A 12,746-nucleotide genomic window follows, 5' to 3' on the forward strand; every position below is an offset into this window, starting at 1 on the left:
TCACGGAGGATTGGGACATGTCCCTGGAGAACCCGCCGGCAGGAGACGAGACGACACCGGACGTGGATCACGATGTCGCGGAGCACGTACGCCGGGAACTGACCGACTACCTTCGCGTGCGGGTCCGGGAGTGTGCCGAGCTGGATCCCGCCATCTCCGAAGCCGCCGAGGAAGTGTCGGAATTCGTGCTGCGCGGCGGCAAACGGATCCGCCCCACCTTCGCGTGGTGGGGTTGGCGCGCCGCCGGAGGAGAGGTGCGGGACCGGGACGCCGCGAGCATGCTGCGCGCGGCCAGCGCGCTGGAGCTGATCCAGGCATGCGCGCTGATCCACGACGACCTCATCGACGGCTCGGCCACCAGGCGGGGCAGCCCGACCGTGCACGTGCGGTTCGCGGCGACGCACCGGGAGAACGGCTACACGGGGACCCCGGAGCACTTCGGGCTCGCGGCGGCCGTGTTGTTGGGCGACCTGGCGCTGAGTTGGGCCGATGACATGCTGCACGCCGCGGGGCTGGCGCAGGACGCGCTGCAGCGAGCCTTGGAGCCCTGGCGATCGATGCGTACCGAGGTACTCGCGGGTCAGTACCTGGACATGCTCGGGCAGGCCCGCGCGGACGAGTCCCCGGATTCGGCACTGCGGATCGACCAGCTCAAATCCGCTTCCTACACGGTGGAACGTCCGTTGCAGTTCGGAGCACGAGTGGGGGGCGCCGACCCGGCCACGGTGTCGACGCTGCGCGGCTTCGGCGCGGACATCGGAATCGCGTTCCAACTGCGCGACGACCTGCTCGGCGTGTTCGGCGACCCCGAGATCACCGGCAAACCGGCGGGCGACGATCTGCGCGAGGGCAAACGCACGGTGCTGGTGGCCGAGGGAATGCTGCGGGCCCGGCAGCAGCACGACGAGGCGGCCGCACGGCTGCTGAGTTCCGCACTGGGCGATTCCGAGCTGACCCGGACCCGCGTGGAACTGGTCCAGGAGGCACTGACCCGGATCGGTGCGGTCGAAGCCGTGGAGCGACGCATCGACGAGCTGACGGAGTCCGCGATGTCGGCGCTGCACACCGACGAACTCGCGGAACCGGCCGCGACCCGGCTCAAGGAACTCGCGATCACGGTGACCGACCGCAGCCGCTGACATCGCAGCCGCCGGCATCGCAGCCGCCGGCATGGGAACCACTGGCATGGGAGCCGCCGGCACGAACGCGGTCGAACCCCGTCCGGAGCTCTCCCCGGAGTCGGTACTCACACGAAGCGGAGCCCCTCCCGAAGCGGGTCATCCCACCGCGGAAGTCCCGAACGGCCGGTTCGCACCGGCCTGTCGGTCACAATGCCATGGCCTGCGCACGCCGTTTGACCTCACGGCCACGGTCACCACGCAACGCGTCGATCGGGGTGCCGGGGAGCGTGTCGTCGGGGGTGAACAGCCACTCGAGAATCTCATCCTCGGTGTAGCCGTTGTCCCGCAGCAACGTGATGGTGCCGGGAAGCCCCTTGACGACGGAGCCCATCGTCAGGAACGCCTCGGGAATCACCAACTCACGTTCCCGGCGCATGGCGACCAACTGACCGTCACGGATCAGCTGATGCACTCTGGTCAACGGATAACCGAGACGCTCCGCGACGGCGGAGATGGAAACCACGTCCACGTCGGTGGAAAGCACATCCGGAGCGGAAGGAACCGAACTCACACCACCCAGCTTGCCAGTACGCCGATCAGATTTCCACCTCGGTATGCCGTCCACGACGACACCGCGACCTCGCCTACCATCGGTAGCGTGTTCGAGGGTGAGTTCGGGAGGATCCGCACGAGTTGCGACGTGATGACTTCCGTCCAGGCAACCGAGACCGAGCCGATCCGAACGGGCTCCGCCCGGGCGGAGGCGAGACGATGAGCCCGGTCGATCCGGGCAACGGTGCGGATCCGAACCACGGGGCCGATCCGAACCACGGGGCCGACGAGCCGCTCGGGCACCTGTTGGAACGACGCTACCGCGTGGACAACGTGCTCGCCCACGGCGGCATGTCCACGGTTTACCGCGGACTGGACACCAGGCTGGACCGGCCGGTGGCCCTGAAGGTGATGGACACCCGCTACGCAGGTGACCAGTCGTTCACCGAACGGTTCGAGCGCGAGGCGAGAGCGGCGGCACGCCTGCACCACCCCAACATCGTCTCCGTCTACGACCAGGGCGTGGACAGGGGGATACCGGGCGAGGACCGGCTCTACCTGGTCATGCGGCTGGTCGAGGGCGGCACGCTGCGGGACCTGTTGCGTGCTCGGGGTTCACTGCCGCTGTCGGTGGCGCTGAGCGTGCTGGAGGCCGTGCTGGCCGCTCTCTCGGCGGCGCATCACGCGGGCATGGTGCATCGGGACATCAAGCCGGAGAACGTGCTGATCGGCCGCGACGGCTCGGTGCAGGTGGCCGACTTCGGACTGGTGCGAGCGGCCGCGGGCGCGGGCTCGACCAGCGGGGACGTGATTCTGGGCACCGTGGCCTACCTCGCTCCGGAGCAGGTGACCAGCGGGGCCGCGGACACCCGGTCGGACGTGTACGCGGCGGGGATCGTGCTCTACGAACTGCTGACCGGACGTCCCCCCTACACCGGTGACACGGCACTCTCGGTGGCGTATCGACACGTCAACGACGATGTCCGCCCGCCGAGCGAACTGGTTCCCGAGCTACCGCCCGCCGTGGACGAGCTGGTGCTGCGGTTCACCCGCCGTGACCCCGCGTGGCGTCCCGCGGACGGGGCAACCGCGCTTCGCGAACTGCGGCAGACCCGGGACGGGATCGGGCTGGCCGGTGTTCCGGTACCGGTGCCGCACCCCGGCAGCACCGAGTCGTCCGAAGCCGACGGGCCGCCCACCGAACAGATCCCTCCGGTACCCCCCGCCGCTGTCGGCAACGACACGACGAGCGACCCCGGGCCGCGGGGAACCCGCGCCTTGCGACGCCCTACCTCCGCACCAACCCCGGAAGCCTCCGAAACCACCAACGAGTTCGCCTCGGTCCCGGATGACGACGATTCCCGGGACGATTCCCGGGACGGTTCCCGCCGTCGAAGCCGCCTGGCGGCCGTGGTCGGAGTCGTGGTGCTGTTGGGCGCTCTGATCGCCGGGGGTGCTTGGCTGCTGGGTGGAAACTCGTACGTGCGGGTACCGGAACTGGCCGGCTCCTCCCTCTCCGAGGCGAAGGAAGCGCTGCGCGCCAACGAGTTGCGGGCCGACGTCTCGAAGTCGTATCACAACACGGTCCCCGAAGACACCGTGATCAGTGCCGCCCCACAGGGGGGAACCCGGATCCGCAGCGGTGACCAGGTGGAGTTGCGTGTCTCGCGGGGGCGCCCCACCGTTCCGGAGATCGAATCGGGCAGCCGGGTCAGCGAGGTGCAGAGCAAGCTCCGCAACGCGAAGTTGTCCCCGGAACTGGACTCCTCGGCCAACCGCTACCACGACAGCGTGCCGAAGGGGCGGGTGATCGGAGTCGCACCGGAACCGGGGAGCAGGGTGAAAACGAGCGGTTCGGTCACGATCATCGTCAGCAGGGGCCCCGCTCCCGAACCCGTGCCCGATGTGAAGGGCATGGACCGCGACCAGGCGTTCACCGCACTCGGCGAGGCCGGGTTCGAGCCCTACGAGTCCGGGCGGGAGTTCGCCGAAGGAGTGGCGAACGGCCACGTGGTGCGGACCGATCCCGCTGCGGGCAGCGAAGTGCCGATGAGCGGTGAACCGCGGGTCGGTGTGGTGCTCTCCAGCGCGGTCGAGGTGCCCGAATTCAGGGGGAAGACCGTGGAACAGGCGCGACAGCAAGCGGCGGAGGCCGGACTGACGCTGCGGGTGGACTCGTTGTTCGGCAGGGACAACGGTCGGGTGGTGCGGCAACAACCGAGCCCGGGAAGCACCGTCAAACGCGGATCGCAGGTCAAGGTCACGGCCTTCTGAGGGCTCGCCCGGCGGTGGAACCGGGTCGGGAATCGGGTCGGGAACCGCTGTCGGGCACCGACCCGAACCCGGTTCTTCGGGGTCGGGGGCCGGTCCTCATCGACCCCCGACTCGACGGCACGGGAGGGTGCCGAGACGGCTCGGCACCCCGTGGACCGCCTCAGTCGCGCAGCATCTCGGCGATCAAGAACGCCAGTTCCAGCGACTGCTGGGTGTTGAGCCGCGGATCGCACGCGGTCTCGTAACGTCCGGCCAGGTCGGTGTCCGAGATGTCCTGCGCTCCTCCGAGGCACTCGGTGACGTCCTCACCGGTGTGCTCGATGTGAATGCCGCCGGGATGCGTTCCCAGCCGGTGATGCACCTCGAAGAAGCCCTGCACCTCGTCGACCACCCGGTCGAAGTGACGGGTCTTGTAACCGGTGCTGGACTCGTGGGTGTTGCCGTGCATCGGGTCGCACTGCCAGATGACCTGGTGTCCCGAAGCGGTGACCTTCTCGACGATGGGTCCGAGCGTGTCGCGGACCTTGTCGTTGCCCATCCTGCTGATCAGGGTGAGCCTGCCGGGTTCGTTGTGCGGATCGAGCCGTTCGACGTACTCCACCGCCTGTTCCGGCGTGGTCGACGGTCCGATCTTGAGGCCGATCGGATTGGCGATCAGCTCGGCGAAGGCGATGTGCGCGCCCTCCGACTGCCGGGTCCGCTCCCCCACCCAGAGGAAGTGCCCGGAGAGATCGAACAACCTCGGCTCCGGACCACTGGTGTCCAGCCGCAGCATCGCGCGCTCGTAATCCAGCACCAGAGCCTCGTGGCTGGAGTAGAAGTCCACGCCGTGCAGGCTGGTGTCGTCCACGCCGCAGGCGGACATGAACCGAAGCGCACGATCGATCTCGGCGGCGATGGATTCGTAGCGCTCGCCCGCCGGGGAGTTGAGGACGAAGTCCTTGTTCCAGTCGTGCACCTGCTCCAGCGCGGCCATACCACCGTTGGTCAGCGCGCGCGAGAGGTTCATCGTCGCGCTCGCGTTGGCGTAGGCGCGGATCATCCGGGAAGGATCGTGCGCGCGGGCCTGTTCGTTGGCCACCAGTGAGTTGACCATGTCACCGCGGTAGGCGGGCAGCCCGAGGGAGTCGGTGTCCTTGGAACGCGGTTTGGAGTACTGTCCGGCCATCCGGCCGACCTTGACGACCGGGGTGCTCGCGCCGTAGGTCAGCACCACGGCCATCTGCAACAAGGTGCGGATACCGGCGCGGATGTGTGGTTCGGTGTTGTCCGCGAAGGTCTCCGCGCAGTCCCCGCCCTGCAACAGAAACGCTTCACCTCGCGCCACGGCGGCCAGATTGCTGCGCAGCTGCTGGACCTCGGAGGGGACGGTCACCGGCGGTACGCTCTCCAGTACCGAGCGCACGTTGCGCACTTGTTCCGGGTTCGGCCACCGCGGCTGCTGAGCTGCCGGGCGGGACAGTGCATCGTCGAGACGGGTACGCAGGTCGGCGGGTAGCGGCGGGAGTTCGGGAAGCGTGTCCACCGGCACGTCGACGGTCCAGGATTTGAGACCGTCCGAAGGCGCGCCCTGAGCTGCTGTTTCGGGGTCAACGGGCATGTTGCCCAGCGTAGCGGTTCCGTCCCGCATGCTGTGATGCTGTCCCGAGTGCTGAACGGCACGCTCGATGCGAGCGGGCGGACACCGGCGACAGGTGGTCCTGGGCGGCCTACCGCCCCGCGGTGCCCGAGCCGCCGGGCCGAGACCGCTTTGCCGGTACCGCTGCGGCTACAACCGCAGGGCGTCGCCCAGCCGGGCGACGCCCGAGCAGTTGAGGCACGCTGCCACGGGCTCTAGCCGAGGCACCACTCCTCAGCCGAACAGCGCCTGGGCCTCGGTGTAGCGGTGCAGCGGCACGGTCTTGAGCTGGGCGGTGGCCTCCGCCAGCGGAACACGCACGATCTCCGTACCGCGCAGCGCGACCATCGAGCCGAAGTCCCGCTCGGTCAACGCGTCCATCGCGTGCAGCCCGAACCGGGTGGCCAGCACCCGGTCGTAGGCTGTGGGGGTCCCGCCGCGCTGGGTGTGGCCGAGCACCACGGCACGCGACTCGTTACCGGTCCGCTGCGAGATCTCCTCCGCGAGCCAGGTGCCGACACCGCCGAGCCGCACGTGTCCGAAGGCGTCCCGCTCGCCCCCCTGCAGCACCTCGGCACCGTCCTCGGGAATCGCCCCCTCCGCGACCACGATGATCGGGGCGTACTGCCGCTCGAACCGCCGGGTGACCCAGTCGCAGACCCAGTCCACGCTGAAGCGCTGCTCCGGACCGAGGATCACGTTCGCTCCCCCGGCCAGGCCGGAGTGCAGGGCTATCCACCCCGCGTGCCTTCCCATGACCTCCACCACCAACGCGCGATGGTGCGACTCGGCCGTGGTTCGCAGCCGGTCGATGGCCTCGGTGGCGATGTGCACGGCGGTGTCGAACCCGAACGTGTAGTCGGTGGCGTCCAGGTCGTTGTCGATGGTCTTGGGCACCCCCACCACCGGGACGCCCTCCTCGTGCAGCCCGTTCGCGACGCCCAGCGTGTCCTCCCCGCCGATGGCGACGAGCGCGTCGATCCGCTGCTCCGCCATGGTTCGCTTTATCCGGGCGACACCGTCGGCCTCCTTGTAGGGATTGGTCCGGGAGGAGCCCAGAATCGTGCCACCACGATCCAGTATCCGCTCGACCTCCTCGAGCCCGAGCGGCATGGTCAGCCCTTCCAGTGGTCCACGCCAGCCGCTGCGGAAACCGACGATCTCCTTGCCGTGCACCTCGATCCCTTTCCGGGTGACCGCACGGATCACAGCATTGAGACCGGGGCAATCCCCACCACCGGTCAGCACCCCGATACGTTCGGCAGCCGACATCCCGCCTCCTCGAAACACGTCACGCCGTCGGCGTGATATTGATCTCAGCGGAAGAGCCTTTCACGGACTAAATCGGTGCAGCAAGTATCCGATCGGGCACACCGGGTAACCAGCGGTGACGACGAGCGGGGTGACCCGACTCGAACCGATTCGGGCCACGCGTGGTTCACGTCGATCGCCGTCGCGGGGCCTCACCACGAGAGCCACGGAACCCGACCACGGGTCCTGAGCCCGCACGCGTCCGAGCGGGTCACGCTACCGAGCCGGATGCCCCAGTTCCCGCATCCGTTGTTCGATCACCTGCCAGCGCCGCAGATTGTGCTTGGCGTCGGCCAGTGCGTCGTGGGCGTTGGCCGGTGGAGCGGGAAGCCTGGGCTTTCCGACGGCCTCCCACTGCTGGCGCAGGTCCCGGGTGAACTTGGGGATCTTCGGCGGCAGCGCCGGCATCGCCCCCCACAACTGCGCCAACGCGACGTGATCGTAGGCGGCGTACCAGGCCCACAGTTCGATGTCGGACCTGTGGGCGGTCAGAAACCCGTAGAGCTCGTCACGAATGGTGGCCCGGGAACGCCAGGCACCGGATCCCGGGGACGGCAGCTGCGGTAACACGTGCTGGCGCACCCACGGCCCGGCGCGTTCCGCCGCGAACTCGGTGGAGACTGCGTAGAACTCCCTACCCGTCTCGTCGACCACACCGATCGACACCAGATCGATGGTGTGACCGTCCTCGATGAACTCGCAGTCGTAGAAAAACCGCACTGGAAAAGGGTATGCGTCCCCGGATCGCCGGTGGAGACACCCCGCGAGTCCCGCGGGGTCTAACCGGCCTTCGAGTCCGGCATCCGCTTCTCGGACTTCCCGGCTTCCTTGGCCGCCTGCCGCTCGCGCTTGCTGATCACGCGCCCGCTCTCGGCGATGTCGTCCTTGGCCCGGTCGGCGTAGATGTCCACGTACTCCTGCCCGGAAAGTTCCATCAGCGAGTACATGATCTCGTCAGTGATGGAACGCTCCGCGAACCGGTCACCGGCCAGACCCTCGTAACGGGAGAAGTCGAGCGGCTGACCGACCCGGATCCGCACGCTGTAGGGGCGCCACATCTTGGAGCCGATCGGATTGACCTTCTCGGTTCCGATGGTCACGACCGGAATCACGGGCACATCGGCTTCCAACGCCATGCGCGCCACACCGGTCTTGCCCTTGTAGAGGCGGCCGTCCGGGGAACGTGTGCCCTCCGGGTACAGCCCCAGCAACTGTCCCTCGCGCAGCAGGCGGATACCGGTGTCCAACGCGGCCTGGGCCGCCGCGCCACTGGAGCGGTCGAGCGGAACCTGTCCGACGCCGCTGAAGAAGATTCGCTTCAACGCGCCGGTGAGTCCCTTGCCGGTGAAGTACTCGCGTTTGGCGAGGAAGGTCACCCGGCGGGGCAGCATCAACGGCATCAGGAAGGAGTCGGCCACCGCGAGGTGATTGCTGACCAGAATCGCCCCACCGGACTCCGGAACATGGTGTGCGCCCTCGATTTTGGGACGGCACCACAACCTCATGAGGGGCCCCAGAAGAACGTACTTCATCACCCAGTACAGCACCGCGTCGCTGCCTCCCTCACGGCCGGATTACGTTGTCAGGGTACGGAGCCGCCATGCGCCACACAATCGCGGGGCGGCATTCACGATCGGGGAACACGAGGACACGAGCACATCACGGAACCGGCGCACCACGGCGGAACGTACGCGCGGGCGAGCATGGCAGAGTGTGATTGTGCATGAACACGCGAACGAAGTGGGCGGACGAATTCCGGGAGGATTCGCGGCGTCGGTTCGGGCCACACCCCGAACACGACCTTGCCCACTCGGCGTCGAACAGCGACCCTGGGGGCGAGCGGCGCACTTCGGCGGTGCGGCGTTCGACCGAATCGTTGCAAGCACAGGCGCACCGAACGATCGGAGCACCGCGGGGGCGGTACCGATCGCCGACGAGTCCACCATCCACCGCCAGCGCGTCAGGGAATGCGTATGAACACGCGCCATGAGAACGCAGACGGCCCCGAAGACATCGACAAGGCTTTCGCGGAAATCGTGGCCGAGTTGGAGCGCGATTCCTCACTGCCGCAGTGGCCCGGCGAGTCCGGAACCGCCTCTCCGACGACTTCGGGGGGCACCGCGACCACGGGGGACGCGAGTACCGAACCACCGTCCGAAGCCGATACGGACAGTGGTCCCCGCGACTGGGCTCCCACCGAGGCGGAGGAGGACGAGGGGCACTACGAGCCTCCGGAACCACCGCCGCTGCCCAAACCCGGAGCGAGCACCGTGGGTGGTGTCGTGCTCATCGTGCTGGGGCTGCTGACGCTGTTCGTGCCCTTCGCGGCGAGCTCGCTGGGGCCGCTGACGCTGCCGGTCGGACTGATCGCGATCAGTTGCGGAATCGGCTGGTTGCTGCTGCGGCTGCGGCAGGGCTCCCCGGAGGACGAGGACTCCGGCTGGGACGACGGGGCGCAGGTCTGACCGAGGTTTCTTCGTTCGGCCCCGCGACCGTTGGGTGGGCGGTTCGCTCGTCCGCCGGTACGGCCGCCCGGAGCGGATGACCGGCACCGCCCCTAGCTCGCCGAGTTCCGACCACGGGCGGAGTTCCCGCCGAGTACGTCGCCACGCACGCGGTTGACGGTGATCGGTCGAACCCGCGGCTCGTCCGTCGGCCGTTCGGCGGCCTCGCCCGTTCCGTCCCGGTGCGCCGCGTCGGTCGCGCCGGTTTCCCAGCCAGGGGCGGTGAACGCTTGACGCAACGAGGTCAACAGCACGAGGAGCCACTCGTACAGCCCACCCGCCGGACGTTTCGCGTTCGCCTCGCGCAGCACCGCCGTGAGGGTGCAGAACGGACACCCCACCGCCCCTCGCGCGGAGTCCCCGGCCGCGGGCTCACCGACAGCGGACTGGTCGAAAGCGGACTCACCCGTGGCGAACTCACCACCGGCTGGCCGGGTGGGGTGCTCAACGCGGGAAAGCGCCAGCAGGAGCTCCTCCGCCCGCGCCGCGAGGGCGGGCAGCAACGAACGCAACTCCTCGACGAGCCGCTCGTGCTCGCCCTCGGTCCGTGAACCGGTGTGTTCCTCGTGCAAAACCGATCACCGCATCCATTGCGCCGGGTCTGGCCGAAAGGTCACGGTCACACCGTCGTCGCCCGCGTCCGCCTCCACCGCCACGCAGCGCCGCAGCACCGAGGGGAGTGTGATCAGCCGTCGGTGTCCGTCCACGGTCACGGCCAGTTCGTCGCCGATCCGGGCGAGGTCGAACTCCGCCTGTCTGCTCAGCGGCATGGCGATACGCAGGGTGTAGCGAGCTTCCGAGTCGCTTCCGCTCCCGTCGAGCTCGATCACCGGGGTGCGCTCGGCTCCCGAGGTCGGGTCGGTTTCGCCGTAGATCTCGTCACCCAGGCGCAGCAATGAATCGCCCCCGCGGGGCTCCGTCGCGCGGTGCTCGACGGTGTGCAGCGGCAGCCCCAGTTGTGCCAGCTCACGCAGCACCTCACGTTGCTGCCCGGCGCGAGTGCGCAGCCACGCCGCCGCCGCGCCGCGGGCGGAGCCGGGATCCGGCACCACGCGGTTGGCGAGCACACCGTCGACGTGAACCTGCTGCAGTGCGAGCGAGGTGAGGATACGGCGGGTCTCGGCCGCCACCAACGATTCCGGTGTCGCGACCAACCGGACGCTGGTCGCCGGGGAGACGAGCAGTTCCGCCAGCGAGTTCAACCGCTCGGCGAGTCCACCGAGGGCCTCGGCGGCGGCGTCCCAGCGCTCGGTGAGATCACTGCCCGCCATTCCCGCGAGCATGCCGCGCACGACCCGACGGTGGGTGGGGAACAACCGCTCCAGATACCCGGACAGCGCTTCCGGCATGGTCAACAGGCGCAGGGTGTCCGCGGTGGGGCCACAGTCCACGACGACGGTGTCCCACGGACCGTCGGTGGCCATGCGCCGCACCTCGGTGAGCGCGAGCAGCTCCTCCACCGCGGGCAGCCTGGTGAGTTCGGCGGCGTCGACTTCGGAAACACCCGCGCCGGCGAGCACGGTGTGCAGATGTTCCCGCAGCTCGGACCAGGCTCGGTCGAGCAGTCCGCGAGTTCGTATCTCGGCGGCGTGCAGCCGGAGCGGATCGGACTCGGAGTCGTCCGACAGCCGCAGTGGCCGAGGTGTGTCGTCGAGTTCCGTGTCCAGACAGTCGGCGAGCGAATGGGCGGGATCCGTCGAGATCACCAGAACCTCGCGTCCGTGCGCGGCGGCACGCGCGGCGGTGGCCGCCGCGAGCGTGGTCTTGCCGACCCCGCCTTTTCCGGTGAACATCAGAATTCGCAACTCAGGGCCTCGCTCCACCGAGCTCGGGCGTGCGGCACGCGCCCACGGGAAAACTATTCGACGGACTCCACCCGACGCTTGAGTTCCTTCAGCGCCGTATCCATGATCATTTTTTCCGCCTTGCGCTTGAACATCCCGATCATGGGGATGGACAGGTCCACCGCGAGACTGTAGGTCACCTCGGTACGTGCCGCCTCCAGCGGCCGCAGCGTGTAACTACCGCGTTGCGCCTTCTGGACCTGCCCCTCGACCAGGTCCCAGCTCACCGACAGACCGTCGGCACTCCACTGGTAGGCGAGCTTGTAGGTGTCCTTGACCACACCGGCGTCCAGTACGAAGCGAACCCGCTCGGCGACCCCCTCGTCCGTCCGTGAGAGCACCTCGGTCTCCTTGACCGCCTCCGCCCATTCGGGGTAGGCGCCGAAGTCGGCGATCACGGCCATGATCTCAGTGGCCGGGGCCTCGATCACGATGGACTGGGTGGACTGGTCGACCATGCCGCGCAGATTACATGTCGGCCGTGCGGGCACCGGCACTGGCGGGAGCGGTGAAAGGTTCACCACCGCAGCACATAGGGCTGCCCCCGCTGCTTGAAGTGCCCCACGTTGACGCACTCGGTGGGGCCGACACGCGTGCGCGTGGCCAGTGGCTGGTGCACGTGACCGAACAGCGACCAGCGGGGACGGTCGTGTCGGATCCGCCGCAACGCACCGGAGGAGCCGTGCTCCGGTCTGCGCGCCACCACGTCGTAAACCAGTTCGGGGATCCGTGGCGGCACGTGGGTGCAGAGCACGTCGACCGGACCCATCCGGTCCAGCACCTCGTCGAACTCCGCCTCGGTACGCAGGTTCGGCACCCACGGCAGATCGCGCCGCAGCGTACCGCCCGGTGGCAGCAAGGCACCGCCCGCGAATCCGAACCGCAACCCGCCGATCTCGACGCTCTCGCCGTCGAACGCCCGGACGCCGTCCCCGGTGAACTCGGGCCAGAGGGTCGGATCGTCCACGTTTCCCGCCGTGGCGTAGGTCGGAGCCGTCATCGCGGCGAACAGCTCGGCGTACTGCTCGCGGACCGCCTGGCGCACCACGGTGGCCGGTTCGGAAAGGCTCTCCCACAACGAGCGCAGATAAGCACCGATCTCCGGTCCCCGGTTGTTCCGACGCAACCACGCGAAGTGCCCGACCTTCTCCCGCCCGAACACGGCACCGAGTATGCCCTTGTCATGGTCGAGATAGTCCACGAAGTCGATCAGATCACCGAGTACGATCAGCGCGTCGGCACCCTCTCCGGCCCGTTTGAGGTCCTCGACGTTCCCGTGCACATCCGAGACCACGTGCACCCGCAAGTTGTCTCCGTTCGCCGCTGAGTCCGCTACCCGACCAACCTAACCGCCCGAGGTGTGCTCGAACGAACCAACCCGGGAGGAACCGGACGCGCGCGGCGTGACGCTTGCGGCAACAATGCGGGATACGACACATTCCGGCCTCCCGACACAATGTCGAGGGCACGGGGGGCTACCGCCCAGTAGCGCTCGGGGTTAGGTTGTCCATCACAATTTGGC

12 protein-coding genes are annotated in these 12,746 nt (G+C 68.4%); 3 read left to right on the forward strand and 9 right to left on the reverse strand.

Features of this window, described 5'->3' with window-relative positions; genetic code table 11:
• Nucleotides 1-17: 17 nt before the first annotated feature.
• Complete coding sequence (locus BM394_RS15535; protein WP_092979234.1) at nt 18-1,139, forward strand: polyprenyl synthetase family protein; 1,122 nt, start codon at nt 18-20, stop codon at nt 1,137-1,139.
• Nucleotides 1,140-1,326: 187 nt separating this feature from the next.
• On the opposite strand, the gene BM394_RS15540 is transcribed toward BM394_RS15535, so the two are convergent.
• Nucleotides 1,327-1,692 carry an Rv2175c family DNA-binding protein gene (locus tag BM394_RS15540; protein WP_217641598.1) on the reverse strand — a complete coding sequence of 122 codons (366 nt, stop codon included), beginning with the start codon at nt 1,690-1,692 and terminating at the stop codon, nt 1,327-1,329.
• A gap of 200 nt (nt 1,693-1,892) precedes the next feature.
• Between BM394_RS15540 and pknB the strand changes: the two genes are divergently transcribed.
• Complete coding sequence (gene pknB / locus BM394_RS15545) at nt 1,893-3,947, forward strand: Stk1 family PASTA domain-containing Ser/Thr kinase (RefSeq protein WP_092979236.1); 2,055 nt, start codon at nt 1,893-1,895, stop codon at nt 3,945-3,947.
• A gap of 160 nt (nt 3,948-4,107) precedes the next feature.
• Here pknB and BM394_RS15550 read toward each other — a convergent pair whose 3' ends face one another.
• The 4 genes from BM394_RS15550 to BM394_RS15565 all read right to left on the reverse strand — a co-directional run bounded on the left by BM394_RS15550 (nt 4,108) and on the right by BM394_RS15565 (nt 8,423).
• Nucleotides 4,108-5,547 carry a class II 3-deoxy-7-phosphoheptulonate synthase gene (locus BM394_RS15550; protein WP_092979411.1) on the reverse strand — a complete coding sequence of 480 codons (1,440 nt, stop codon included), beginning with the start codon at nt 5,545-5,547 and terminating at the stop codon, nt 4,108-4,110.
• A gap of 252 nt (nt 5,548-5,799) precedes the next feature.
• Nucleotides 5,800-6,837 carry a 6-phosphofructokinase gene (locus BM394_RS15555; protein ID WP_092979238.1) on the reverse strand — a complete coding sequence of 346 codons (1,038 nt, stop codon included), beginning with the start codon at nt 6,835-6,837 and terminating at the stop codon, nt 5,800-5,802.
• Nucleotides 6,838-7,092: 255 nt separating this feature from the next.
• Nucleotides 7,093-7,596, reverse strand: a complete 504-nt coding sequence (locus BM394_RS15560; RefSeq protein ID WP_092979241.1) for a polyadenylate-specific 3'-exoribonuclease AS — start codon at nt 7,594-7,596, stop codon at nt 7,093-7,095.
• Nucleotides 7,597-7,655: 59 nt separating this feature from the next.
• The gene (locus BM394_RS15565; protein WP_092979243.1) at nt 7,656-8,423 is read right to left on the reverse strand and encodes a lysophospholipid acyltransferase family protein; all 768 of its coding nucleotides are present in this window, start codon (nt 8,421-8,423) and stop codon (nt 7,656-7,658) included.
• A 426-nt stretch (nt 8,424-8,849) separates the two neighbouring features.
• Between BM394_RS15565 and BM394_RS15570 the strand changes: the two genes are divergently transcribed.
• The gene (locus BM394_RS15570; RefSeq protein ID WP_092979245.1) at nt 8,850-9,341 is read left to right on the forward strand and encodes a DUF308 domain-containing protein; all 492 of its coding nucleotides are present in this window, start codon (nt 8,850-8,852) and stop codon (nt 9,339-9,341) included.
• 92 nt (nt 9,342-9,433) lie between these two features.
• Here the strand turns inward: BM394_RS15570 and BM394_RS15575 are convergent, their stop codons facing one another.
• Genes BM394_RS15575 through BM394_RS15590 form a run of 4 tightly spaced genes read right to left on the reverse strand, consistent with a single transcriptional unit; the run spans nt 9,434 to nt 12,530 of the window.
• Entirely contained in the window at nt 9,434-9,952 is a 519-nt protein-coding gene (locus BM394_RS15575) for a hypothetical protein (RefSeq protein ID WP_092979247.1), read from the reverse strand.
• A 6-nt stretch (nt 9,953-9,958) separates the two neighbouring features.
• Complete coding sequence (locus BM394_RS15580; RefSeq protein ID WP_092979249.1) at nt 9,959-11,185, reverse strand: ArsA family ATPase; 1,227 nt, start codon at nt 11,183-11,185, stop codon at nt 9,959-9,961.
• Nucleotides 11,186-11,238: 53 nt separating this feature from the next.
• Nucleotides 11,239-11,682: an SRPBCC family protein gene (locus tag BM394_RS15585; protein WP_092979251.1), complete on the reverse strand. Its 444-nt coding sequence runs from the start codon at nt 11,680-11,682 to the stop codon at nt 11,239-11,241.
• Nucleotides 11,683-11,741: 59 nt separating this feature from the next.
• Nucleotides 11,742-12,530 carry a metallophosphoesterase family protein gene (locus BM394_RS15590; RefSeq protein WP_175530120.1) on the reverse strand — a complete coding sequence of 263 codons (789 nt, stop codon included), beginning with the start codon at nt 12,528-12,530 and terminating at the stop codon, nt 11,742-11,744.
• Nucleotides 12,531-12,746: the final 216 nt, after the last annotated feature.

The organism is Actinopolyspora lacussalsi subsp. righensis (assembly GCF_900116555.1).
GTDB classification, from domain to species: domain Bacteria; phylum Actinomycetota; class Actinomycetes; order Mycobacteriales; family Pseudonocardiaceae; genus Actinopolyspora; species Actinopolyspora lacussalsi.